Source organism: Alteromonas sp., assembly GCF_984505615.1.
The window spans coordinates 26248-51055 of record NZ_CFHOXV010000019.1 but is presented as its reverse complement, the minus strand read 5'-3'; the positions used below and the strand labels follow the sequence as shown (position 1 = coordinate 51055).

21 protein-coding genes are annotated in these 24808 nt (G+C 48.1%); 17 read left to right on the top strand and 4 right to left on the bottom strand.

All coding sequences use genetic code 11. The features are described from left to right. Positions 1 to 169 precede the first annotated feature (169 nt). The 5 genes from AC4PME_RS11970 (at position 170) to AC4PME_RS11950 (ending at position 7004) form a co-directional block, all read left to right on the top strand. On the top strand, positions 170 to 2344 hold the full coding sequence (locus AC4PME_RS11970; protein ID WP_491045193.1) for an ABC transporter permease subunit: 2175 nt from the start codon (positions 170 to 172) through the stop codon (positions 2342 to 2344). Next, on the top strand, positions 2337 to 3911 hold the full coding sequence (gene pstA / locus AC4PME_RS11965) for a phosphate ABC transporter permease PstA (protein ID WP_491045194.1): 1575 nt from the start codon (positions 2337 to 2339) through the stop codon (positions 3909 to 3911). The genes AC4PME_RS11970 and pstA overlap by 8 nt, the downstream gene beginning before the upstream one ends. Positions 3912 to 3913: 2 nt before the next feature. After that, a complete protein-coding gene (gene pstB / locus AC4PME_RS11960; RefSeq protein WP_491045195.1) occupies positions 3914 to 4720 on the top strand; it encodes a phosphate ABC transporter ATP-binding protein PstB in 807 nt (268 codons plus the stop codon). 12 nt (positions 4721 to 4732) lie between these two features. Then, positions 4733 to 5452: a phosphate signaling complex protein PhoU gene (gene phoU, locus AC4PME_RS11955; RefSeq protein ID WP_119500239.1), complete on the top strand. Its 720-nt coding sequence runs from the start codon at positions 4733 to 4735 to the stop codon at positions 5450 to 5452. A 280-nt stretch (positions 5453 to 5732) separates the two neighbouring features. Further along, positions 5733 to 7004, top strand: coding sequence for an inorganic phosphate transporter (locus AC4PME_RS11950; RefSeq protein ID WP_491045196.1), 1272 nt, complete (start codon positions 5733 to 5735; stop codon positions 7002 to 7004). 125 nt (positions 7005 to 7129) lie between these two features. On the opposite strand, the gene AC4PME_RS11945 is transcribed toward AC4PME_RS11950, so the two are convergent. Continuing rightward, a complete protein-coding gene (locus tag AC4PME_RS11945) occupies positions 7130 to 8110 on the bottom strand; it encodes a universal stress protein (RefSeq protein WP_491045197.1) in 981 nt (326 codons plus the stop codon). Positions 8111 to 8376: 266 nt separating this feature from the next. Between AC4PME_RS11945 and AC4PME_RS11940 the strand changes: the two genes are divergently transcribed. The 4 genes from AC4PME_RS11940 to AC4PME_RS11925 all read left to right on the top strand — a co-directional run bounded on the left by AC4PME_RS11940 (position 8377) and on the right by AC4PME_RS11925 (position 11682). Next, positions 8377 to 9285: a hydrogen peroxide-inducible genes activator gene (locus tag AC4PME_RS11940; RefSeq protein ID WP_119500242.1), complete on the top strand. Its 909-nt coding sequence runs from the start codon at positions 8377 to 8379 to the stop codon at positions 9283 to 9285. Positions 9286 to 9518: 233 nt separating this feature from the next. Next, the gene (locus tag AC4PME_RS11935) at positions 9519 to 10067 is read left to right on the top strand and encodes an RNA polymerase sigma factor (RefSeq protein WP_119500243.1); all 549 of its coding nucleotides are present in this window, start codon (positions 9519 to 9521) and stop codon (positions 10065 to 10067) included. Next, positions 10054 to 10719, top strand: a complete 666-nt coding sequence (locus tag AC4PME_RS11930; RefSeq protein ID WP_491045198.1) for a hypothetical protein — start codon at positions 10054 to 10056, stop codon at positions 10717 to 10719. Before AC4PME_RS11935 ends, AC4PME_RS11930 begins: the two co-directional genes overlap by 14 nt. A 15-nt stretch (positions 10720 to 10734) precedes the next feature. Next, entirely contained in the window at positions 10735 to 11682 is a 948-nt protein-coding gene (locus tag AC4PME_RS11925; protein ID WP_491045199.1) for a hypothetical protein, read from the top strand. A 156-nt stretch (positions 11683 to 11838) separates the two neighbouring features. Here the strand turns inward: AC4PME_RS11925 and AC4PME_RS11920 are convergent, their stop codons facing one another. After that, the gene (locus AC4PME_RS11920) at positions 11839 to 13245 is read right to left on the bottom strand and encodes an undecaprenyl-phosphate glucose phosphotransferase (protein WP_232373537.1); all 1407 of its coding nucleotides are present in this window, start codon (positions 13243 to 13245) and stop codon (positions 11839 to 11841) included. Positions 13246 to 13573: 328 nt separating this feature from the next. Between AC4PME_RS11920 and AC4PME_RS11915 the strand changes: the two genes are divergently transcribed. The 4 genes from AC4PME_RS11915 to AC4PME_RS11900 all read left to right on the top strand — a co-directional run bounded on the left by AC4PME_RS11915 (position 13574) and on the right by AC4PME_RS11900 (position 18350). Beyond that, on the top strand, positions 13574 to 14776 hold the full coding sequence (locus AC4PME_RS11915; RefSeq protein ID WP_491045200.1) for an outer membrane beta-barrel protein: 1203 nt from the start codon (positions 13574 to 13576) through the stop codon (positions 14774 to 14776). Further along, entirely contained in the window at positions 14776 to 15324 is a 549-nt protein-coding gene (locus AC4PME_RS11910; protein WP_474852488.1) for a polysaccharide biosynthesis/export family protein, read from the top strand. The genes AC4PME_RS11915 and AC4PME_RS11910 overlap by 1 nt, the downstream gene beginning before the upstream one ends. Positions 15325 to 15385: 61 nt before the next feature. Further along, complete coding sequence (locus AC4PME_RS11905; RefSeq protein WP_491045201.1) at positions 15386 to 17602, top strand: GumC family protein; 2217 nt, start codon at positions 15386 to 15388, stop codon at positions 17600 to 17602. Positions 17603 to 17621: 19 nt separating this feature from the next. Further along, a complete protein-coding gene (locus AC4PME_RS11900) occupies positions 17622 to 18350 on the top strand; it encodes a tyrosine-protein phosphatase (RefSeq protein ID WP_491045202.1) in 729 nt (242 codons plus the stop codon). 56 nt (positions 18351 to 18406) lie between these two features. Here the strand turns inward: AC4PME_RS11900 and AC4PME_RS11895 are convergent, their stop codons facing one another. Further along, positions 18407 to 18820: a 3-phosphoshikimate 1-carboxyvinyltransferase gene (locus AC4PME_RS11895; RefSeq protein ID WP_491045203.1), complete on the bottom strand. Its 414-nt coding sequence runs from the start codon at positions 18818 to 18820 to the stop codon at positions 18407 to 18409. A gap of 453 nt (positions 18821 to 19273) precedes the next feature. Here AC4PME_RS11895 and AC4PME_RS11890 point away from each other — a divergent pair, with 453 nt between their 5' ends. From AC4PME_RS11890 to AC4PME_RS11875, 4 genes are read left to right on the top strand one after another with little or no spacing between them, the layout of a single operon-like run. After that, positions 19274 to 20443 (top strand): glycosyltransferase, encoded by a 1170-nt coding sequence (locus AC4PME_RS11890; RefSeq protein WP_119500251.1) that lies wholly within the window; start codon positions 19274 to 19276, stop codon positions 20441 to 20443. Beyond that, complete coding sequence (locus tag AC4PME_RS11885; protein ID WP_491045204.1) at positions 20427 to 21746, top strand: O-antigen ligase family protein; 1320 nt, start codon at positions 20427 to 20429, stop codon at positions 21744 to 21746. The genes AC4PME_RS11890 and AC4PME_RS11885 overlap by 17 nt, the downstream gene beginning before the upstream one ends. Positions 21747 to 21784: 38 nt before the next feature. Continuing rightward, entirely contained in the window at positions 21785 to 22912 is a 1128-nt protein-coding gene (locus AC4PME_RS11880) for a glycosyltransferase family 4 protein (protein ID WP_119500253.1), read from the top strand. Further along, a complete protein-coding gene (locus AC4PME_RS11875) occupies positions 22912 to 23901 on the top strand; it encodes a glycosyltransferase family protein (protein WP_119500254.1) in 990 nt (329 codons plus the stop codon). The genes AC4PME_RS11880 and AC4PME_RS11875 overlap by 1 nt, the downstream gene beginning before the upstream one ends. Positions 23902 to 23968: 67 nt before the next feature. Here the strand turns inward: AC4PME_RS11875 and AC4PME_RS11870 are convergent, their stop codons facing one another. Further along, positions 23969 to 24778, bottom strand: coding sequence for a sulfotransferase family 2 domain-containing protein (locus AC4PME_RS11870; RefSeq protein ID WP_491045205.1), 810 nt, complete (start codon positions 24776 to 24778; stop codon positions 23969 to 23971). Positions 24779 to 24808 lie beyond the last annotated feature (30 nt).

Sequence of the window (24808 nt, the reverse complement as noted above, 5' to 3'; positions counted from 1 at the left end):
GGCACTCCTGTTATTTTGAATGACGGCACCCGGCAACGGTGCTGACGAGTGGGTTGGCGCAGAGAGACTGCGTAACTTTCACTTGATTAGAAGTATTAAAATAACACATCATTGGCAATCAACCCTATCTGATCTTCTGAAAAATCAGGCAAAAGTTGCTTTTACAATAATGAAGTCACCTGCGGACAAACAAATTAAGAAAAGGCAGCGTAAAGACAAGCGCCTGACATTCATCGTGACACTGTTTGGTGGCATGGTGCTGTTCACGTTGGTATTGCTCATTACTCACCTTATTTCACAGGCAATGCCACTGGCTATGCGCCCTGATGTGGTTAATGTGACCAGTGCGTCACTCAGCCCGGAACAGATAAAGCAGGGACAGGTGGTTCTGGCCAGCGGCGATCTGATGGAAGGTCAGCCGTTAATGACACGGTCAGATGAATGCCGGGTGAAAATGCTGGCGCTGAACGGCAAAAAAACAGGCTTTGAGCCTTTTCATGACTATATTCGTCCCTGCGATCATGAAACCCGCGTGGTAAGTGAAACCGGACAGCATTTCATTGCTGATGTCTCCTCTTCCGGTCAGGTAAGGATTGTTGAAGTACAGTCGCTGGCTCTGAGTACCGCTGAACCACAATTTAATGCCGGTGAGCCGCGAACAATCGGCGCCGGATTAATCAGCTTTGCATTACCGCAGGATATCTGGGACGGGCGTATCCGCTGGCAAATTGAATTAGGGGAGCAGTGGATTGTCGCTGTTGTTCACACGCCGTCTCAAATTTTCGTCCGCTGGGTAAACCGCAGAAACCCGGTGAAAATAACGGATCATCATTATTCCTCTGATGCCAGTGTACTGCCTTTGCCCGGCAGTGGCATCACGCTGGTTTATGAGAATGGCGTGCTCGGACAATATCCCCTGAAAGGCGCTCCTGAAGAAAAGCTCACCAGAGAGCCGGTTTCCTGGTGGCACAGCCTGCCAAAAGATCGTACGGTGCTGATGGCGTCGCCGGAAGGGAAGTTAACCCGCTGGGTGCTGCAAAATACTGACGGTAAGATGCGTTACTATCCAACCTGGACCACCACACTACCAGAAAAGCAGCTCCCCGCTGATGTGGCTGCCCATGCAACCACCAACGGTCTGGCGCTGCTCACAAAGCAACAACAGGTGTTGCTGATGAACAGAGTCACCGGTGAAGTGGTAAGCCATTTCAGGAATGCAATGCCACAAAGTCATATCAGCTGGTACGGAAAGCGGCTTTACCTGTGGTCAGACTCTGGTGTGTCGGTTGAGAAAGTAAACTGGCTCACCGGTATCACCACCTGGTCCTCGTTGTTCAGTCCCCAGCAATATGAAGGATACCAAGAAGACGGAACCATCTGGCAAACCACCAGTGGCTCAGATTATCAGGAAACAAAATACAGCCTTGTGCCACTATTAATCGGCAGTCTGAAAGCTTCAGTGCTGGCTCTTATCATTGCGATACCTGTAGCCGTAGGGGCTGCGGTGTATTCTGCATATTTCTCCAGAGCAGCGCTCAGGCACTGGCTGAAACCAGCTCTGGAATTACTGGAAGCAGTGCCCTCTGTGCTTATTGGCTTTGTGGCCGCTATCTGGCTGGCTCCTATGGCTGAGCGGGTGCTTTTTTCCTTTGCGTTTTTCCTTGTGGTTGTGCCGTTGATTTTATTTGCAGCGGCTTTTGTACAAAACCGCGTAGCGCGAAAATTACCTCATGTATTGCGTCAGGGCACAGAACTGGTTGTTTTGCCTTTGATGGTATTCTGTCTGGGCTATGTCAGCATGCAATGGGCGCCGGAATGGATATTCGGTCTGGCGGGCGTAGACGGTTTTGAAGCCTTGTCGGCATCGTCTGAAACACCGGTGGGAAAAACCACTATCGTGGTTGCGCTGGCCCTCGGCGTGGCTATTTCCCCGACAATTTATTCACTGGCTGAAGATGCAATCAGCGGGGTACCTGATTACCTCAAGCACGCGTCTTTTGCCCTCGGGGCAACAAGGTTACAGACATTGCAATACGTGGTCTTGCAAATGGCCATGCCCGGTATTCTGGCAGCGATTATGCTCGGTTTTGGCCGCGCCTTTGGTGAAACCATGATCGTACTGATGGTCACAGGGAATACGCCGGTTTCCGACTGGAGTCTGCTGGAGGGACTGCGGGCACTTACCGCGAACCTGGCCATCGAACTGCCGGAAACCGACGTGCAGGGCGCGCACTATCAGATCTTATTTTTAACTGCCTGTATCCTGTTCGGCTTCACTTTCATTGTGAATACGCTGGCTGAACTGTTGCGGCAAAAACTCCGGGTCAATGCCCGTCATGATTAAATCCAAAATTGAAGTCATTATGACGCCGGCACAGCGTCAGTCGTTTGTTATCAGCTTCACCGCATTTTTAACCACGCTGTTATTGCTGGCGCTTGTCAGTATTCTCGCCCTGATCATTTACCGGGGAGTCGCTTATTTCTGGCCTGCACCGGTATATTCACTCACGTTTATCGATGAGCAGACCGAAGAGGCCAGGTCTGTTTACGCCCAGGTTTTCAGTGAGTACAGGGAAAACAATAACACCGTGCGCTGGGTGGTGTATTCGTCGGAGCAAAATCCCCACGGTACACAGGCGCTTGTAGACGAAGATCGCACGCTTACGCTGGTGGAATCGGTAAACAGTGCCGACATCACCCTCAATGACGGGCTGTCCGTACTGGGTGTGCCGGTAGAGATCACTGCCGGCGGGCAGCATGTTTTCGATGAGTCAGCCTACGGCACGGTCACTGAAAAAGTCAGCCGTCTGGAAGAAAGCATTGATGATTTACGTACCCGCTGGTTGTCAGGGATCCACCAGAAACTGGCTGAACTGGATACGCGGGGAGTGGCTGCAGATGCGCCGGCGCGGGAAAAGCTGAATGATGCCTTCCGGCAGTGGCAAAGCAAAATTATTGCACTGGAAACCGAGCGGGACAGTTACACACTGCACATTGCCATGGCTGACGGTTCAGTTATTACGATTCCGGTGGCGAGCATACAGGAAATGATTTTTCCGGGTCAGCTTGGCATTGCCGGTAAAATCGGGGTAACGCTGAGTCATATCGGACAGTTCCTGATCCAGGCACCCAAGCAGGCCAATACCGCCGGTGGCGTGTTCCCTGCGCTGTTCGGCACAGTGTTGATGGTATTTATCATGACCATTATTGTAACGCCGTTTGGTGTGCTGGCCGCGGTGTACCTCAATGAATATGCACCGGATAATATCCTCACAGCAACCATCCGCATCAGTGTGTCGAACATGGCGGGTGTGCCTTCCATTGTTTATGGCGTATTCGGCCTGGGCTTCTTTGTTTATATTGTGGGCGGTAACATCGATTCGTTGTTCTTCTCAGACACATTACCCTCGCCAACTATGGGGACGCCCGGACTGTTCTGGGCTGCGCTGACCATGGCAATTCTTACTCTCCCAGTGGTGATTGTTGCCACCGAAGAGGGGTTGCGGAGGGTACCGCGGGGATTACGGGCGGGAAGCTACGCCCTGGGAGCGACGAAGGCGGAAACCATTATGCATACTGTATTGCCCATGGCTTCGCCCGGCATCATGACCGGTGTCATCCTTGCGATTGCGCGGGCTGCCGGCGAAGTTGCACCACTGATGCTGGTGGGGGCTGTGAAGTTTGCGCCGAACTTACCTTTTGACGGCGAGTTTCCCTATCTCCATCTGGAAAGGCAATTTATGCATCTGGGTGTGCTTATATACGACGGTGCTTTCCACAGCCAGACTGACGCAGAAGGGGCTTCCATGATGTTCGCCACCTGTTTGCTGTTATTGCTGGTGGTGCTCATCCTTAATATTCTGGCGGTGTTACTCAGAGCACGGTTAAGAAAACGGTACTTAGCGAGCTGATTATGCTGAAGTTATTTGAACATGAAACGCTGGATGTCCATCACCTGAATGATGACGATGCGGCCATTAAGGTGGAGCATCTTAATCTGCGCTTTGGTCAGAAGCATGTGCTGCAGGACATCAGCATGAGCATTCCGAAGAACCGTATAACGGCATTTATCGGACAAAGCGGTTGCGGTAAATCTACCCTTATCAGCGCTTTCAACCGGATGAATGACCTGGTTGCTGACTGTCGTTACGACGGCAGCATTTACATCGGCGGCCGGGATATTAATGGCCGCAAGGAAAACGTGTCTCAGCTCCGTACCAAAGTCGGCATGGTGTTTCAGCGACCTAATCCGTTCCCTATGAGTATTTATGACAATGTCTGCTATGGTTTGCGTTTGCAGGGAATACGGGTTAGACGTTTTCTTGATGATGCTGTTGAACAGTCGCTGAAAGAAGCTGCGCTATGGGAAGAAGTTAAAGACCGGCTGTTTGAATCAGCACATATTTTGTCCGGTGGTCAGCAGCAGCGGCTTGTCATTGCGAGGGCGCTGGCATTGAAGCCGGAGATCCTGTTGCTGGATGAGCCTACATCGGCACTGGATCCGCTGACCACACTGTTTATTGAAGAGCTGATGGCCGGCCTGAAGAAACGATGCACTATTGTGATTGTCACCCATAATATGCAACAGGCTGCGCGGGTGTCTGATTACACAGCATTTTTGCATCAGGGGAAACTGATTGAATATGCTGACAGCGATTCGCTCTTTACCATGCCCGAACATAAACAGACAGAAGATTACATTACAGGCCGTTATGGTTAACGGGAGATATTCATGCCACGTCAGATTGCGTTAAATACCCATATCTCCGGCAAGTTTAATACTGAGCTGGAGAACCTCAGAAATTCCGTGCTTACCATGGGAGGTGAAGTCGAGCTGCAACTGGTGGATACCCTGCGGGCGATTAAGCAGAATAATGCCGGTCTGGCTGAAAAAGTCATATTAAATGATCTCAAGATCAATGCCATGGAAATGCAGATTGATGAAGAGTGCTTACGCATCATAGCCAGAAGACATCCCACCGCTTCAGATTTACGGCTGGTGATGATGGTGTCGAAAGCCATTACCGATATTGAGCGCATGGGTGATGAGATAGAACGAATAGCCCGTCTGGTAACGAAAAATAAGCTGCCTGCTTCAGAAACGATTAAAAGCAGCATGATTCTGATTGGTGATCGGGTTGTACAAATGATGCGGGGTACCTTCGATGCTCTGGCGCGGCAAAATGAAAATTCTGCGCTGGAAGTGTATGAGCAGGATAACCGCATTGATGCGGAATATAAGAAGTTGCTGAAATACACCACCGGAGAAATGCAGAAAAGTACTGACGATATGCAGGACTGGCTGGAAGTACTGTGGGCATTACGTTCTCTGGAACGGATTGGTGACCGGTGTAAAAATATTTGTGAGTATGTTGTTTACTTATCGCGGGGAACCGATGTGCGGCATTCACCGTTAGAGAACATGCAACAGAAATTAAAGCACCTGAGTTAGTGGCGATCTGTCACAAAATTGAAATATTTGGTGTATAAATAAGCGGACGCGCGTAGTTTTATTGCGATTTAACTTATTCCGCAAATTTACACTATTGCATTGGATTGAATTTCGTTATCATGCGCCGCAGCCGAATTGGAAACGTTTAAAAAATAATCTATGCCAGATATCACACCGTTAGCGCCGGTTGTCATTTTCGACTGCGAAGATAAAACCTCCTTTACTTTGCGCCAAATGGCGTTTTCTAGCTTAGTCAGCGAATAATCCAGGAGCGAGACCTGTGGAACTTCTGCAAAGTTATGGCATGACGCTTATTATCCTGGCCGCGGTAGTCGGCTTTATAATGGCGTGGGGGATCGGTGCCAATGATGTAGCCAATGCAATGGGTACATCGGTAGGATCTAAAGCCTTAACCATCAAGCAAGCAATTATCATTGCGATGATTTTCGAATTTGCCGGAGCTTATCTGGCGGGAGGGGAAGTCACCAGCACTATTCGTAAAGGGATCATCGATCCCATGTTCTTCACCGACAGGCCGGATTATCTGGTTCTGGGGATGATTGCATCGTTATTTGCCGCAGGTATCTGGCTGGGACTGGCGTCCTGGTTAGGCTGGCCTGTATCAACTACGCACTCTATCATTGGTGCCATCATCGGGTTCACTGCCACCGGCGTAAGTATGGATGCCGTTGAATGGGGCGAAGTGGGCGGCATTGTAGGTAGCTGGGTGGTGACACCTGCTATTTCCGGCATCATTGCTTATCTTATTTTCATCAGTGCACATAAGCTTATTTTTGATACGGCCACGCCGTTTAAAAACGCCAAACGCTTTGTACCGTTTTACATGGGGCTGGCAGGCTTCGTCATGTCGCTGGTTACCATCAAGAAAGGTCTTAAACATGTTGGTCTGACACTGTCTCCGGAAATGGGATATGTGCTGGCCATTGTTATTGCCATTATGCTGGCAGGCCTGGGCCGGTATGCGATTTCCCGCATGACATTTTCTGAAAATCAGAGTGCTGATATTCAAAGTGCCAATATCGAAAAGATATTCGCAATGCTAATGGTAGTAACGGCCTGTTGTATGGCTTTCGCTCACGGCTCAAATGATGTAGCCAATGCCATTGGTCCGCTGGCGGCAGTCGTCAGTGTGGTTACCTCTGGCGGTGAAATTAACGCAAACTCAGAGCTTGCGCCATGGATCCTGCCACTGGGCGGTTTAGGTATTGTGGCTGGCCTGGCGTTATTCGGTCATCGTGTTATTAAAACGATCGGTCAGGGGATCACCCATCTGACACCGAGCCGTGGCTTTGCTGCAGAGCTTGCTGCTGCCTGTACGGTTGTTATTGCTTCGGGCACAGGTTTGCCTATCTCCACTACGCAAACCCTGGTGGGCGCGGTGTTAGGTGTGGGTATGGCACGGGGTGTTTCAGCGCTTAATCTGGGTATCGTACGCAATATCGTCGTCTCCTGGGTTATTACGCTGCCTGCAGGTGCCATTCTGGCGATTATCTGCTTCTTTGGCCTTAAAGCCTGGTTTGGCGTTGAGTAAGCAATAAAGCTGATTGCCAGCCCGTTGAAACCGGACAAACAAAAAAAGCGAAACAGTCACTGTTTCGCTTTTTTCGTTTCAGGCCGGCGCTCAAATCCGGCCAAAAATCTTCCGCTTGTTGTGGTTTAGCCGTCAACATCCACCGGTGTTACAAAGCCGTCAGGCTTTAAGCCCACCACCGCGCAATCAATCTGCTCAATGGTTTCTTCTGCGGTACCGCCCATGATGTAGCCGGGCACGCCAAGGCGGGACAATGTTCCCATTACAATTAGGTCGGCGTTACATGCATTTGCTGTAGCGGCAATGTCACGGCGGGGATAGCCCCGCACAAGATGAACGGCAGGTTCCGCTATGGTTGGTGCTTTGTCGTTGTGATCCAGAGCAATCAGTCCCAGTAACCGGTTGACCTCTTCTTCACGCTCCAGTTTGATTTTGCTTAAATCGTGCTGCACCGCGTCTTCATCAACGCTGATAAAGCCCTGCCGCAGGATATTTTCAGGCACCGCGTCATACACATGCACAACATGCAGGGAGGCATTTTCCGCTTCAGCCACACGCCAGGCCGTATTGAGGATATCCAGAGCCAGTTGTTTGCGGATAGCCACTTCGTGTTGAGGGTAATGATAATTTACATCGACGGCTGCCACTACGTTTTGCAGCGATGTGGTGCGTACTTTGTGCATGATCCAGACAGGGCAGGGGCACTTGCGCAGCAGGTGCCTGTCATCACTGCCGGTAATTTTACTGACAACGTCGTTTTCATTCAGCTTAATAACCAGATCATGGCCCGCCGACACGACCTGCCGGATAATATTGATAAACCGGTGACCGGTGCTGACAATGCCTTTGGCCGGGTATTGTTTACTCCACACCGCAATCTGCTCATCCAGCCAGCTTTGTGCAGACTGAGTCAGCGATGAATCTGACTCCAGGTATTCAAAGGACTGCATAATCATACGGGCATTAGGGGGAAGTGCCTCAAGTGCCAGCATGATAGTCAGTGATGCGTTATGCTTGCTTGCAATTTGCATCGCCCGTTCTACCAGCACGTCCTGGCCGTGTGTGTCGTGCAACACGCACAGTATATTACTAAATTGCCCTTTCATTTATTCCCCTCCTTTTCCGGCAAAAAATGACACGTATTACCGGAAGCACAAAACTGCTGTGATCACATTTATACATTATCTTTTTAATTATAGTTTTTAAATAATCCCGCATCAGCCCCTGTTGATGAATATTTGGTGACGGATTTTATACATTTCACCAATCTGCACACCAGATGCTTCAAACCAGAGAAAACATGGATAATTGTTGTAGTGCTTTTAATCTTTATGTTAGATTAAATTATCGTTTTCTAATCTGATTTATGACTATGAAATGGCCTAACCTGAAACATCTGCATTATCTGGTGACCTTGCATCAGGAACAGCATTTTCACCGTGCTGCCCAGCGATGTAATGTCAGCCAGTCGACACTGAGTACAGCCATCCAGAATCTGGAAGAGCACTTTGGCAGTCAGTTACTGGAGCGGGAGCACAAGACGTTTGTCTTTACTTCGCTGGGACTGGAGATTGTTGAGCGCAGTAAAGTGTTGCTGCAGGAAGCCGGTGAACTGGTGGAATTTGCGCAGAATGCCGGTAACTGGGAAAAAGGTAAGCTGAAGCTGGGTGTGATCCCCACCATTGCCCCTTTCATGTTTGAAGGCATGATTGGCGCATTCAAAACATTTCTGCCGGACATCAGTCTGGAGCTTCAGGAAGACACAACCCACAACTTGCTTCAGCAACTCACTGATGGCCAGCTGGATTTGCTTATCCTTGCGTTGCCTATGGAAACACCGGGATGCAAGCAGATGGTGCTGGGCCATGATCCGTTTCATCTGGTGGCTCACGAAAGCCTTGCCAGCACATTGCCGGAACCCTTTGATATCACGACTCTGCCTAACAACAGTATTTTCCTGTTACAACAGGAGCACTGTATGACCGGTCATGCCGTAAGCGCCTGTAATCTGCAACATCGTGAGCAGGTAAGCAGTCTGGCCGCCAGCAGTTTATACACATTGGTGCAACTGGCTAACAGTAAACTGGGCTATACCTTCATGCCTGAGCTGGCACTGAATCAGAATATCATTAAAAATACCGAACTGAAGGCATTACCCGCGGAAGACAATGCATACCGGGAGATTGGCCTGGTATGGCGTTCCGGTACCACACGGATGCGTTTGTTCAGAAGAATTGGTGAAGTACTGTCACCTTTATTACCGGTTCCGGTACTAAAATAGTTCTACTTTATGGACGGCCCGCAACCACGATGATTGCAGGCCGTCAGCTCCTCCGGTAATTCCTTCCCGGATAAGTCAAAAATCCTCTCCACTACCTTTTTCGAAAAAATTCAAAAACACTTCAAACTATTTTCTGTGTCACTCCGACTTTACTTGTAAGCTTCAGAGAAAAAGCGGCATAGCAGACATAACCGTCTGCCGGAAAACCAATTAAACAGTAATAAGGAATACACGTGTTTGAAAAACACGACGACCAGCTTGTGGCCAGCGCGCTGAAAGGGCAGAAGCGGGCGTGGATAACACTGATTAAACGCTATGAAAAAGCTGTGTTCAGTTACGGGGTTCGTATGACAGGCAGCAGAGATGACGCCGCTGACCTGATGCAGGATATTTTTGTGTCCGTGTTTAAAAGCCTCGGAAACTACCGCGGGGAGGGCAGTTTCAAAGGCTGGTTATTTAAGGTAGCGCACTACCGGTGTATCGAATTCTATCGCAAAAGAAAGCCTGAGCAGGGGCTTGAGGATATACCGGAACCAGACAGTGGTCAGCCTTGTCCGGAAACCGTCATGCTGGAAACCCTGTCGGGACAGGCACTGCTAAAAGCAATGCAAACCCTGCCTCTGGCTCAGAAGGCAGTAGTCGAGCTTAAATTTTTCGGGCAATTCACATTTGATGAGATTGCTCAGCAAACAGGTTTATCACCAAATACAGTGAAGTCGCGCTTATACAGCGCGCTGACGAGACTGAAAGTGTTGATGGAGGATGAGCATGCAAAAGCATGAACAGGAAAAACTGCTGGCAGGGTGGCTGGAAGGTACGCTGACTAACACTGAGCAGGAACAGTTTGAGGCACTCTGCGCGCAAAATACTGATTTTGCAGAACGGGTTGCCGCTGCACGGCATTTAACTGAGCTGGCAACGCTCACCGGCGAAAATATGAATGTACCGGAGTGGAACCGTGACAGTACTTTTACCGCTCCTGAAAAGCAGAGATGGTGGCAATGGCAGGGCTTGCCAGCTATGTCAGTAGCGATGTCATTGGTTGCCCTGGTGATGGTTGTCAGTGGCTTTCAACTGCAGATATCCGAAGGTGGCGTGACGATAGGATTCAGTCAGCCGGCTCACAAAGAAAACGAAGTCGCAGCCATCGTCGATGAGAAATTACAGAAATATCAGAAGCTCAATGAATTGATGTTCAGCAAATATGCCGATGCCATGGCTGCCCAGCAAAGAGAGAGTTCAGCGCAACTGACTCAATATTTACTGGCGTCCGGCAGACAGGAGCGCCGTGAAGATTTTGCTGAATTCGTAAAGTTTATTAATCAACAGCGGGACGACGACCAACGCTTTATGGCCCGCCAGTTAAATCATCTTAAACAGGAAATCAACGCGATGGAAAATAGCTACAGCGCGGATTTACCGGTAACCGAATAATACGAGGACTTGGGTATGCGTAAACTGAACAAAACGAAACTGGCTAAAATCATTAACCGTTCAACACTGGCTGTATTGACAGTGGCGGTATGTCATACGGGATCTGCAGTCGCTGAGAATTATTCCGGGCTGGCTAAAGAAATTGAAATTGTGAAAGGTATTGTCGATACCTCTCTGAAGCAGCAACAGCGTTCAGAGGGAATACGTTACCGTTCACTGGATGCTATGTATCTGGCAGGGCAAGGTGTTGTATTTACGGTTTCCTCAACCGGAAACGGTAACTGGATGTCGCGTATAACAGATATTGTTGATCGCATTCCTCCCATCCCCCCGGTTCCTGATGTACCGGCGATCGTCAGTAACGGTGAAATCGATATTGAATTAAGTCGCGAATGGGAAGCCTTTGCTGACGAGACTGCCTCCCGGTTTGGTGAAGCCTTCGCTGAATCTACAGAACAGATGTATGACTTACGAAGTGAAGAACGGGAAATTGCCTGGGAACGCAGAGATATTGAGCGTCGCAAAAGAGATCTTGAATTTGAAGCCGGACAGGCTGATAAAGCGCGGGCAAAAGCTATCAAAGATGAAGTGGACACCCTTGAAAAAGAACTGGCGGCGCTGAGCAGCAAAGAAGGCTCTCTGCGTGCCCGCAGAGAAAGTATCGAGCAGCAAAGACAGGAAAGTGCAGACGCCCGAAAGCAGGCACAGTTGAAAGCAGCAAAAGCCTTTCTGAGTAATTTTGAAGCAGGGATAGGGGAAGCGCTTTGTCGCTTTGGCGGCGGAATGCGGGCGTTACCCGATGATGAGCATGTGACTTTTGTGCTGAAAGGTTTTGTTCAGGGCGGTCAGTCAGGACAGAATGATAAAGTGTATGTGTTTAAGAAATCAAAAATTGAAGATTGCGTAAAAGAAAAATTGAATACTGACGGACTGCTAAACAGTGCCAATGTTTACGATTTTTAACTGCAAGACAGTTATGGCATGAAATAGTTGTTAAAAAAGTGTGTTGAGCACTCGTACAACTGGCAACGCAAAGATTACACACGCCTCAAAAAAAAACGCCGCAACTTTCAGGCTGCGGCGTTTTTATTTAATCAGTCTGGTGCTTATTTACGGGCGTTAATAAGCATTTTTATCACTAAAGCCCCCGGTGACTGTTTGCAGAATGATCTTCAAGTCAAACGGGATAGACCAGCGGTGCATATAATCCAGATCATATTCCACACGCTTCGCCATTTTATCCAGTGTGTCCGTTTCGCCGCGCAGACCATTGACCTGAGCCCAGCCGGTAATTCCCGGACGCACTTTGTGTCGCAACATATAACCCGTGATCAGTTTGCGGTATTCTTCGTTGTGCGCGACCGCATGAGGACGTGGTCCAACGATTGACATCCGTCCTTGTAACACATTGATAAACTGAGGTAATTCATCCAGTGAAGTACGGCGTAAAAACGCTCCTAATTTAGTGACCCGGGGATCATTTTTAGTCGCTTGTTTTACCACAGAACCATTATCCTGTGTCGACATGGAGCGGAACTTATACACAGTAATTTCTTTACCATCGAGGCCATAACGCTTCTGACGGAAGATAGCAGGACCCGGTGAAGACAGCTTCACAGCGGCAGCGATGCACAGCATGGGAATTGCCAGTACAGTAAGAATACCCATACTTACAACCACATCTTCAATACGTTTAAGAATGTTGTTAGCACCCTGGAAAGGCGTGTCATAAATACTCAGAGCCTGAACATTTCCTACACTTTGCCAGCGAGAGTTAAGCAGTGTGTACATAAAGAAGTTAGGGATCAGATACACGTTAGCGGTGGTATCACTGCACTTTTCCAGAATCGCTTTAATGCGATCTTCTGCAGCCGTAGGCAAAGCAATATAGATATAATCTACCTTGTGGGTCTTCGCCAGCTCAATGGCTTCATCAATGCTGCCCTTGATCTGGTTACGAAATTCACCGGTAACACGGTCCTGAGGACGGTCATCATAAACCCCTTCGAAACGAATACCGAGCTGATCGTTTTCCATCATCTGTACAGCCATATTATAGCCTGCTTCGGTGGCACCAATGATAATTGCTGAGCGGCTGTTAAGCCCGCTGCGGCGTACCTTAAACAGGAACTGACGCATCACAAAACGCCAGCTTGTCAGAGTGATTAGCGAGCCGCCGAACCACATTCCGGTTACCGCAACAGTGGTGGACAGTGTGTGGGCAAATGCAAACGCGAAAACCAGTGTTGCAACAAAGCTGATAATACCGGCAACGGCTGCCATTTTCATCATTGCGCTGGTATTGCTGGAACGCCAGGAGCGGTACAGATCAAGCGCTTCAGCGGATACCTGAAATGCCACAACATTAATGAATAAGAGGATCAAAGCACCAGTAGTCACAGGCACGGCGTAGTAGAACATCGCGACATAGAAACACAATGTGATAGCGGTCAGGTCGACTAACCGGTAAATAGTAGAAAAGCTACTTTGATAAGAGCCTGAAAGACCACTGCGTTCATCGCTCATTCTCGTAACGTTGCCATTCAGCGTCTGGCTCTGCAGCAAATTGAATTTCATTTTTCGTCTCTCCGAATCGTGACGTTCTTTGATAATCAATGGGTTACAGGATAACTACCGGTATCTCATATCATTTACGTCACAGATAAAACCGTTTCCTGCATGAGTTAATGCAGATCCCGTTCCACATTTTTTGAAGACAATGGTAAATAATGTAAAAGTACTAATAGACTGATAGCAATGGCACAGTAATCGCATAGCCTCATCCGGACGAACCGGCTCGCCTCCTTAAAAAAGGAAGGGAGTAGCTATTCAATCTCAAACTCCGGGAGAAACTATGATTAAACGGACTTCAGGCGCAATTCTTGTCACCTTATTTGCCGGCAATGTTGCCCATGCGCAGGATAAAGGCGCTATTCAGGTGGGGAAGTTTGATATAAAACCCGGCCTGACCACCGATGTTCTTCATATCGATAACGTGACTTACGCCAGCGAAGAAGCTGATGAAATAGACAGCTGGGTATCAGTCGTTTCACCGAAAATTGATGCTTACACTGAGTTTAACGGGCATATCATTGAAATGGGCTACCGCCTTGAGCGCGGGGACTATTATTCTACCGATGCCGATGACTACACCGACCATTTCGCTCATCTAAAAGGCGACTTTGAAATTAATGACAGAAACAGATTTAAGGGCGTTGCCACCTATGAGGCCGGACACGATGAGCGTGGCCGCAGATATTCGAACGGTTTTGGTAACGAACTGACCAGTGTGGATACCTACAAAAACTCTGAAATCGGAGCCATTTATTCCTACGGTGCATTGTCTGCTTTTGGCCGTATTGATCTGTCAGTAGGCTTCGAAGACATGGACTATGACGGCGACACAGAACTGTATCTTATTCGCGACAGAAGCACGACGAAATACGGTGCCGAATTTGTTTATCGCATTGTCGACGGGACGAATTTGTTACTGGACGCTGACCGCAACGAAATACGTTATGACTATGATGCAAACCCGGCCAATCCACTGGATAGCATTGAGAATCGTCTGCTGGCAGGCTTCAGCTGGGATGTTAACGCGGTAACGCAAAGCTATGCCAAGGTTGGCTACAAAGAGAAATCCTTTGATGCCGCAAGCCGTGATGACTTCTCCGGTCTGGCATGGGAAGTCGGAATGAGCTGGCTGCCATACTCCTACTCAGAATTTACGGTCAGCACAAAACAGGACACCCGTGAAACAAATACCACCGGTGCGGATTACATTCGTGGCACAGACTATGCTATCAGCTGGGAGCATAGTTGGGTTCAACGCTTTTCGACTACCGCCACCATGGCATTAATGAACGATGATTACGTTGGCGACGTAGAAGACTTACGTGAAGACGATACAAAAAAACTGACATTAGCGGCTGATTACGAGTTTCGTCGCTGGTTGACGTTCGGTCTTTACTACTCAATGAACGATCGTGAAAGTAACCGCAGCGATATTGAGTTCGACAGAAACGTTTACGGTTTAACAGCAAAGGTAACCTTGTAATGATGACAAATGCGAAAAGGATATTTGCCACTTTAATTCTGCTGACCATGGCATGTGTTGCCGGCGCGCAGGAAGGAAATGCAAGTATGAGTTCCTATCGCCTGGGTGTTGGTGACAAAGTGCTGATCAATGTGTTTGGTCAAAGTGATTTGTCGATGGAAACCCGTCTGCCTGACGTAGGTAAGATTAACTATCCGTTTCTTGGTGAGTTAAAGCTTGTCGGGCTGACACTTTCTGAAGTAGAAAAACTGATTTATACCGGTCTGGAGGGGGATTATCTTGTTAATCCTTCCGTGGCCGTGTCTATTGTTGAATACCGCCCGTTTTTCATTGATGGTGAAGTCAAACATCCCGGCGGTTATCCCTATCAGCCGGGTTTAACTGTGAACAAAGCCGCAGCCTTAGCCGGCGGGTATACGGAACGGGCGTCCCGTTCAGACATTCAGATTGTCCGCGAGCAGGAAAGTGGCCAGGATACCCTTGAGGTAAACGTAAGTCACATGATTCAACCGGGTGACATCATCACCATTCCGCAACGTTTTTTCTGAGCGTAGTGTATTTTGCAGCCCCGCTGACACCGGGAAGATTAATGGAATTAAAGGATAGAGTATGTCGTTGAAAATGAAGGACTCGCTGCAAGCGAACATCCTGGATGATGAAACCATCGACTTTGCGCACTACTGGCAGGTATTTAAACGTTATTTTGGTCGCATCATTACGCTGGCGATTGTCTTTACTGCGCTGGTGGCAATAGTGGTGATGAAAATGACCCCTATTTACTCTGCCACAGCCAGTTTGCTGATTGAATCGCAACCGGCCAACGTGATGTCTATTGAGGAAGTGTACAAGTCTGACACTACCCGCAAAGACTACATGCGCACCCAGTATCAAATTATCCAGTCCCGGCAGGTTGCAGCCCGTGCTGTGGATGAGCTGGATCTCGCGAATGATCCGGTATTTATGCCGCCTTCCGACGGGGAAATCTCACTTATTAAAGAAGCGAAAGCCTGGCTTTTCGCTAATTTGCCTTTCATTGAAAAAGCGCCCAAAACTGAGTTAACCGAAAGCGAGCGGGAAGAAAAGCGTCGCCAGGCAGCAATCAATAAACTGATGAAGTCTATTAATGTGTCACTGGTAGAAAATACACAGGTCATCAATATTACTGCGACCAGTGATTCTCCGCGTCTGGCTGCCGCCATTGCCACTACGATGGGCGATGTGTATGTAGAGAACTATCTGCAGGCCAAAGTGGAAATGACCACCAAAGCAACTTCTTTTCTGACTGAAAGTATGGAAGGCCTGCGTGATAAGCTTACTTCTGCTGAGAAAGACTTATCTGACTTTTATGAAAAAAATCAGCTGGTAAATCTTACCAATGGTGTTGTCGGTCTGGCAGCGGAAGAGCTTGAGCAACTCAGTAATCAATTGCTGAAAGCTGAAACTACGTTAAAGCAGAACAGAACGATTTATGAACAAACTCAGCGTAACGGTGCTGACTACAGTGCGCTGGCCCGTTTACCGGAAGTGCTGAATCATCCGAATATTCAAAGCGTCCGTCGTCAGGAGGCGGAAGCCATGAGCCGTGTATCAGAGCTCAGTAAAGTATTCGGTCCTAAACACCCGCAAATGGTGGCGGCCAATGCGGAACTGGATTCCGTCCGCGATACACTGCAAACTCAGATCCGCGATCTTATTTCCAGTATTACTACACAATACCGTGCTTCACAGGAACGGGTTGTGACTTTGCAAAAAGAAGTTGCAGAGGCTAAATCTGAATACCGTCAGTTGTCTAACCTGGAAAATACACGGCGTGCATTACAGCGGGAAGTGGATATCAACCAGCAGTTGTACAATTCCATGTTTACCCGTCTGAAAGAAACCAGTGAGATGGGCGGCTTCGAGTCAGCGAATGCCCGTGTGCTGGATCCTGCTCCGGTACCGAACAATCCCACTGCACCGAATAAAACGCTGTTAATCGTGGCGGCATTCATTGCCAGCTTTGGTTTTGGCGTACTGCTGGCCTTTGTGCTGGAAGCTATGAACAGCGGTGTGCGCTCTGTGGATGATGTTGAGAAGAAATTGGGTCAGCGCATGTTGGGACTTATCCCTGTTATTTCGGTAAAACGCCGTAAAGACATGGACCTGCGCGCCTTCTTTGACGGTAAATATCATCAGTTCAGCGAGGCGGTAAGAACCCTGCGTACCAGTTTATCTCTGATAAATCTTGAGAAGCAGAATCAGGCCATACTGGTGACGTCATCAGTGCCGAAAGAAGGTAAAACAACGGTTTCTATCAACCTGTCCTTCGCTCTGGGTCAACTGGACAAAACCATTCTTATCGACGCCGACTTACGTCGTCCGGCCGTTGGCAAGCGGTTCGATGTACCTAATTACCAGCCCGGACTGTCTAACCTGATCATGAAAACCCACTCTCTGGAAGAATGTCTGGTTCATGACGAGCAATCGGGTATTGATATTATTTGTGCCGGCAGTATTCCTTCGAATCCTCAGGAATTGCTGGCGGGTAACGGCTTTAAAGCACTGATCAATTATCTTAAGAAAACCTACAAATACGTGGTTGTTGATACCGCGCCTACTCAGGCGGTTTCTGATGCTATGGTTGTATCAAAAAGCTGTGACTCGGTTATTTATGTTGTGCGTGCTGACAGTACCAGTGAAAAAATGATCAAAAATGGTCTGGGCCGGTTCCTGCAAGTGGGGCACCGTGTTGACGGCGTAGTATTGAACCAGGTCGATCTTAAAAAATCAGATGTGTCTGAGCGCTATGGTGGTTTCTATGACCAGTATGGTTACAATGCTAACTGAGTTAGTGTGAGGACAAATTGTGATTGATTTACACAGTCATATAATACCGGGCATTGATGATGGTGCCCGAGACATGGACATGGCTCTGGATATGGCGCGGCAGACTGTTGCGGCCGGAGTTACGCACCTGGTATGCACACCGCATGTTCACTGGGGCACTTTTGACAATACCCCCGAAATTATTGCCACAGGATTCAGTGCCCTGAAAGACGCTGTCGATAAAGCAGGGATCCCCTTGTCTTTATCCCGTGCAGGGGAAGTGCGGATAAACGAAATGGTGCCGGTGTGGTTCAGGGAGGATAAACTACCTTTTCTGGGTGAATACCGTGGTAAAAAAGTACTACTGCTGGAAATGCCTCACAGCAACATGCCGGCAGGACTCGATCAATTATTTCGCTGGTTACTGAATGCAGGCGTGCAACCTTTAATCCCTCATCCGGAGCGCAACCGTGACGTATGGAAGCGTCCGGAGAAGATCCAGTGGCTGCGCAATCAGGGGTGTTTACTACAAGTGACGGCCGGGGCATTCACCGGACGCTTCGGTGAGCATGTAGAAAAGATTGCCAAAGACATGTTGCGGGATAATCAGATTGATCTGGTGGCATCGGACACCCATGATACCAAACGTCGTCCTAATGATATGGGTGAGGCTTTTGCGGTGGTCAGTGAGCTGGCTTCTGAGGAGGTGGCGAATACTCTGTTCAAAACCACGCCCGGCGATATCATTGCAGCAGGTGCAACTGCGTGACGGATACAATATTAATAACAAACCCGCCATCCGGCGGGTTTTGTATTGTTAAGCCTCTAATTAAGAATGTTAGCTTTAAACCAGCTCCATATCCCCAGCGAAAAGTTTTCAAACAAGTTAATTCCCAGTGCTGATTTGATCAGATAAAGGATGAGCAGCCCGCTCAGAACACTGAATGTAATGAACAGAGCAAACATCAGAGCCATTGTCGCCCGTCCAACCTGCTGCTCAAGCCGGGACAATTCGCGGCGGTTCTTGCCGGCCAGCACTACAAAGTAGAAACTCGTCCGCCATATATTGATTGTGCCCCGGACATCCAGTTTATGTCTGGCCCAGCTGCGCCCGCCAATCGCTTTGTTCATGGCTATCAGCTGTTCTTCTGAAAAAGATTCGGCAATATCCGGGGGCATCTTACTGAGTAGTTTTTGGATCAGTTGTGACTCATGGACAGGATGAGGTGTGTTATCCACGGCAAATAATCTTCCGGTGATGTGGCTTTCCGTCATCTTAACTCAAAAAGACAGCCGGTATAAATGTGCTCTGCTTCAGGAAGTACTGAGATCCGGGCAGAGGAAATTTATGTGACAGGGAATAAATTGCCATCAACAGCGTAAATGTTGCTTCACAGCAACAGTCATTCAGATCTGAAATGCCATTTCTTATACTAAAGTTGTAATTTTGGGTTTGGTGCATGGATCTTTAATCCGTCTGCAAGCATAAAATAAATTCACGCCAAACTTTAAAACTGATTTAAAATCAGTTGGTTAATCTTGGCTGGTGTAGAAGTAGAGAACATCGGATTTAGATATTCTTTCAGCCAGACATAAAGCCCGTACATTATTTTACGATCTGGCATAAAAGCTGAATAGACCCTGTATATCGCATTTAAATATGTGTCGGAAGTGACCAGCAGGGAAAAGCACATGCAACAGGCAAAACACAACATCGCGTTTATTATCAACTCCCTCGAAGGCGGTGGAGCTGAGCGGGTGATGTGTAAGTTGTTGACTATCATGGAAGCGGATTTTCAGAGCGCTGGCTATAACGTGCATTTAATACTGCTTGATGATTTGCCGCAGGAACAGCAGTGTCCTGAGTATGTGAATCAGGTCGTACTCGATACGAAAGGTAGTTTGCACAGTGGCTACAGCGCACTGAAAAAAGCGCTGGAAAAAATAGCGCCGCATACCTGCGTAAGTTTTTTAACCCGCGCCAATATGCTTAATGTCTCTCTGGCTAAACGCCTGGGGTATCGCGCTGTGATCAGCGAACGGGTAAATACATCCAGTCACCTGTCCGGTGGCCTCAAAGATTTTATCTCCCGTTGCCTGGTGAAAGCGACATATCCTTCTGCTGATTGCGTAATTGCTGTGAGCGAAGGCGTAAAAGCTGACCTTATCGAAAACTTTTCGGTAAAGCGGGAACGGATTAAAACTATCTACAACCCGTACAACATGGCTAACATCAGCGCCATGGCACAACAACCGGTGGATGATTTACCGTCAAAGCCCTACATCATTGGCACTGGCAGACTGGTTCGCAATAAGAATTTTGATTTGCTGCTGCAAGCCGTAGCGGCATCTTCTGTCGGACACGACATCGTTATTCTCGGACAGGGAGAGGAAAAGCAGGCCTTATTGCAACGGGCTGAGTCTTTAGGGTTAAGCGGGCGCCTGCATTTATTGGGCTTTAAGTCCAATCCGTATCCTTATATCAAAGGCGCAGATTTTTTTGTGTCGACGTCGAACGCTGAAGGTTTCCCCAACGCCATTGCTGAAGCTATGTGCCTGGGCAAGGCCGTGGTGGCGACCAACTGTGAGTCCGGTCCTGCTGAAATTCTTACCGGTGAGTATCCGTACAACGTATCAGGATTTGAAGCTCAGTCATACGGCTGTATTTGTGAAGTAAACAGTGTATCAGGCGTTGCCGGTGCTCTGGATTATATGTCGCGGGACGAAAACAAACAGCGTTACGAACAGCGAAGTGCTGAACGTGCCGCTACATTCAGTAATGCCGTGTTCCGCGAAAAACTGCTTAAAGCCCTTAAATTACAACAATCACAGCCGGAGACTGAACATGTTTCTGGCCGTTAAATTACTGTTCAGCCTTATCAGCGCCTGGCTGGTCTGGCAGACAATTCGTCAGCACTGTAATAAGTATCTTGCCTTTGTAGTTGTCGCAATTTGGTTACGCTTTTTCCTTTCCGCGTTCCATCAAATCACTTATGACCCGCTTATTGCCGGATTTTCTATTAATGCCCTGGCTTCAATCGGCATTGCTGCAACCGGTTTACTGATGCTGCCGCCAAAAGTGTACCAGTTGCGTGTTTTGCTGCCCCTTTACGCTTTCTTTGTTGCTGTGGTAGCCAGCGGAGTGATTAACGGCGGAGTAAGCGGCCTGATCAACGTAATGGTTAAGTGGATGTTTTTCTTATCAATAGCGTGTGCAATGTTCATGGCGATAAGAAAAACTGACAAAGATTTTGTATTAAAGAAACTGCTGGTGAGCTTCTTTTTACCTGTTTCTCTCGCTGTGATGTCAGTGCTGCTGGGTGAGGTGAAAGCCACTGAAGCCGATGGTTCAGCCAGCTATATCGGGGGTTATAACCACGAAGCGGCGTTTTCGATGATCATCGCCGGGTTCATTTTAGTGGTGGGTTTGTTGTCTCCGGGCGCGATACGATTTCGTGGCGCGCTGTTTGCATTAGGTTGTGTAGTACTGGTGTTGGTGAACTACCGCACCTCGGTTCTGGCGATATTACCGCTGGCTGCCATTTTTGCTTACACCGCAATGTCATCAAAAATCGCACCGCGTTACCAGACTGTGTTTTTCTTTGCCGCGTTCTTCGGCATGGGCATGTTGTTCCTCATGGCCTCGTACACCATGCAGGACCGTTTTGCTGATGTATTTGTATTCCTGACCAGTATCGACGATCTGATCAAGGCACCGTTCTACTACTCCGAGGCTGAAAAAGACATTTTCTCTGCCCGGGTGTACCTCTGGAGTTTGTATATCTATGAGTATGTGAACGGTTCATTTGTACATCAGCTGGTGGGGTGGGGCCCTGAATCATGGTCCGGCGTATTCCCGAAATACGCACACAACACCTACGTATCGTATTTGTATGAGTATGGCCTGATTGGTCTGCTCACATTCCTCTTCGCTGCTGCCAGCTTTGTAGTGCAGGCGATGAGGATTAAGAACAAGCAGTTTGCCTGGATGCTTTGTTCATCAATGGTGGGATTTTTGATTATGAACTTCGCCACCATGCCTCTTTGGAATATCGAGGGGTTGATTTTATTTGCCATCTTAATTGGCAACGCCATCGGACCGGTGAAATTACCTCGCAATGCATGGTTTGACTCACCTGCCTTTGCGTCTCGTTTGGCGAATTGATTTTAACTCAGGTTTGTCCTGAGATTTTGGAGAAAGTTATGAAACTATGTGCCGTAGGACTAAGAGGAATTCCCGACGTAATGGGCGGAATTGAATCTCATTGCCAGCAACTGTATCCGCGGCTGGTCAAATCGGGCATGGATGTCACTGTGATTTGCCGCTCACCGTATGTGGATCAATCTGTTGAAGAATACAAAGGCGTAAAACTGCGTTCTGTGTGGACTTTGAAGCATAAGTTCATCGAGACATTTTTACACACCTTCCTGGCTATTTTTTACGCCCGCTTCGTGGTGAAGCCGGATGTATTACATATCCACGGTATCGGGCCGGCTCTGTTTACACCACTGGCGAAGCTGCTGGGTATGCAGGTTATGGTAACTCACCATGGCGCTGACTATGACAGACAGAAATGGAATCAGTTTGCCAAAAATATTTTGAAGTTTGGTGAAACCATGGCAGTGAAATTCTCAGACCGCGCCATTGTGGTTGGCCGTTCTCTCACCGGCGTGCTGAAGAACCGTTTCTCCGGTAAATCGAACCGTATCCTGTTCGTACCCAACGGTGCTAAAACCGATATGGATACTCAGATGGGTGCTGAAGCATTGCCAAAGGATCTAGGTATTGAACCGGGTAAGTATGTACTTACTGTTGGTCGCCTCGTTCCTGAGAAAGGCTTTCACGACTTAGTCGAAGCTTACAAAAAATCTGACACAGATTTGAAACTGGTCATTGTAGGTGGTGCAGACCACGAAGATGAATACTCTATGAAACTGAAAAAACAGGCCAGCGATAAAATTATTTTTGCCGGCCGCCGTCAGGGGGATGAACTGAACGCGTTGTATAAGTTCGCCCGGGTGTTTGTATTACCGTCTTACCACGAAGGCTTGCCTATCGTTGCACTGGAAGCCATCAGTGCCGGTACAGAAGTGTTAATCAGTGATATTACACCGAACACTGATATCGGTTTGCCGGAAGATGCTTACTTCAAGGTTGGCGATACTGACGCGCTGGCCTACAAAATCACCCACGTGGATGATATGAAGCTGGCTATTAATAAAGAAGCGTTCCTGAACACCTTCAACTGGGATGCCATCTCTGATGATACTTACGTGATTGCGAATAACCTTGCTATGGGCATTCCTGTTCAACCACGCACGGCGGCCTGATGACTGAAAGACGTAAGCTGTTTCTGTATCCTTTTGTACATAGCAACGGGTTTGTCGACAGGATAAAAGGGGCGTTCAGCGAGCTGGGATATGATATCCGGCCGTTCAAACACCTCTTCCGTCCGGCAAACCTGTTCAGCAGAAAGGAAAACTGGCTGGTATTAAACTGGTATGAAGATCAGCCCTTTCGCAAGGGCATGAGCGGGCCCAAACGCTGGGCCTTCCTCCTCGCATTCTTTCTTACTGTCTGTTCCATCCCCTTGTTCAGTAGCAAAGTAATTTGGGTACGTCACAACTACAAGCCTCACAATGTAAGTACTCACTCTGCCCTTTACACATTCATATTGAAGCTGTTGACGCTTATTGCGGACCGTGTTGTCACCCTTGAAATGACCGACAGAATAGAATCAAGCGTGGTGAAGCACCCGCTTTATTTTAACGACAGGGATTTATTTCAATTCTTTGAGGCCATCGGAGATACCCAAAAAGGTATAGATTTTCTGTACTTTGGATCAATTAAGCCCTACAAGCGCCTCGATAAACTGTTAGAGGTATGGCCGCTGAATCAAAAATTGCAGGTGATGGGCTTTTGTTCCGACAAGGAATATGCAGCCAGGTTGTACAGTATTATTGACCAGAGAGGTTTGCAGGTGGACTGGAATAATGAATTTGTAAAAGAAGAAACGCTGGAAGACGCGGTGTCTGACACGCGCTTTGTTATCATGGCCCACGATGATAACGCGATGATATCCTCCGGCACCTTTTACATGGCTATGAGTTTAGGCGCTAATGTTCTGTGTTTCGATTCCGCCTTCGCGCGAATGAAGGCCAGAGAGTTTCCTTTCGTTAAAATTATTGAACCGGATAATCTGGAAACCCAACTGGCAAATCTGGAGTACGTTGATTCCAGTGTGGTAGTGAATCAAGCTGTAGACCGCTACGGTGAGGAAGCTATCAGAGAATCCTGGCGGGTAGTACTGACTACCTGATTATCTCCTGCAGTTTCATAACAAAAAGCCCTGCGTCGTAGCAGGGCTTTTTCGTTGCAGCCAAAAATCAGCTTGCTCTGGCCTGCAAGGTTTGTTTGTCATTCACCATCGCATACACAGCATCATAAATGGCCTGGTCAACGCGGTTCAGCTCTGTAATAACGCCCATTAATTTCGGGTTACTGGTAATGGCTGATGAGGCACCACGATTCGGGCTGGTATTTTTGCTGGCAATATTGATACGGGTGCTGAAGCGCTGATTAAAATCTTCCTGCCATTTATCCATTTGCTCCAGCGTGCCGTACACCGAGAAATGACGCAAATTTGCAACAGCTTTAGCAATCACATCATCTGTATTCGCCATAATGTCAGCGGCATTGCGGTATCCGGAAAAATAGCGGGCATAGGTGACTGCCGAGTTAAGCGCCTTTTCTGACTGCAGATATTCTTCGATGTCAGTTTCGTTTTTCTGCCATTCCGATTCTTTAAAGCGGTTGTATACATATTCAGAAATAAAGCGGTCTGCAGGCTTTCTGAGTATCGTCAAAAAGTGCCAGTCTTTGTAAAAGTTACTGACTACCTCAGGGCGCGCCACACAATGGCCGGTAGTAAATACCTGGTGTTTACTGCTGAGTTGGAAAGTTAACTGGGTTTCCCTTGCAGTCATCATGTCCACTCCCAGTAACTTCTCGCACTCCCTGCTGGCTCTGAGATCAATATGGCCGGTGAAGCGGGTTGCTTTCAGCAGTGATGGATAGACAGACTGATAGATGGCATTAGACAGAGAGACGCCGGCACACTTAGGAACGTGGCAAAAAAAGATTTTCGGATATCGGGCGAGATACTTCTCTGATTGCTGCTTTAAGATTTCTTGCATGATTCTTGCTCCATCATATTCATGTTCGGG

Coding starts and splice junctions, on each gene's coding strand:
- AC4PME_RS11970 (WP_491045193.1), top strand. CDS start 170: ATGAAGTCACCTGCGGACAAACAAATTAAGAAAAGGCAGCGTAAAGAC.
- pstA (WP_491045194.1), top strand. CDS start 2,337: ATGATTAAATCCAAAATTGAAGTCATTATGACGCCGGCACAGCGTCAG.
- pstB (WP_491045195.1), top strand. CDS start 3,914: ATGCTGAAGTTATTTGAACATGAAACGCTGGATGTCCATCACCTGAAT.
- phoU (WP_119500239.1), top strand. CDS start 4,733: ATGCCACGTCAGATTGCGTTAAATACCCATATCTCCGGCAAGTTTAAT.
- AC4PME_RS11945 (WP_491045197.1), bottom strand. CDS start 8,110: ATGAAAGGGCAATTTAGTAATATACTGTGCGTGTTGCACGACACACAC.
- AC4PME_RS11940 (WP_119500242.1), top strand. CDS start 8,377: ATGAAATGGCCTAACCTGAAACATCTGCATTATCTGGTGACCTTGCAT.
- AC4PME_RS11930 (WP_491045198.1), top strand. CDS start 10,054: ATGCAAAAGCATGAACAGGAAAAACTGCTGGCAGGGTGGCTGGAAGGT.
- AC4PME_RS11925 (WP_491045199.1), top strand. CDS start 10,735: ATGCGTAAACTGAACAAAACGAAACTGGCTAAAATCATTAACCGTTCA.
- AC4PME_RS11920 (WP_232373537.1), bottom strand. CDS start 13,245: ATGAGCGATGAACGCAGTGGTCTTTCAGGCTCTTATCAAAGTAGCTTT.
- AC4PME_RS11915 (WP_491045200.1), top strand. CDS start 13,574: ATGATTAAACGGACTTCAGGCGCAATTCTTGTCACCTTATTTGCCGGC.
- AC4PME_RS11910 (WP_474852488.1), top strand. CDS start 14,776: ATGATGACAAATGCGAAAAGGATATTTGCCACTTTAATTCTGCTGACC.
- AC4PME_RS11905 (WP_491045201.1), top strand. CDS start 15,386: ATGTCGTTGAAAATGAAGGACTCGCTGCAAGCGAACATCCTGGATGAT.
- AC4PME_RS11890 (WP_119500251.1), top strand. CDS start 19,274: ATGCAACAGGCAAAACACAACATCGCGTTTATTATCAACTCCCTCGAA.
- AC4PME_RS11885 (WP_491045204.1), top strand. CDS start 20,427: ATGTTTCTGGCCGTTAAATTACTGTTCAGCCTTATCAGCGCCTGGCTG.
- AC4PME_RS11880 (WP_119500253.1), top strand. CDS start 21,785: ATGAAACTATGTGCCGTAGGACTAAGAGGAATTCCCGACGTAATGGGC.
- AC4PME_RS11875 (WP_119500254.1), top strand. CDS start 22,912: ATGACTGAAAGACGTAAGCTGTTTCTGTATCCTTTTGTACATAGCAAC.
- AC4PME_RS11870 (WP_491045205.1), bottom strand. CDS start 24,778: ATGCAAGAAATCTTAAAGCAGCAATCAGAGAAGTATCTCGCCCGATAT.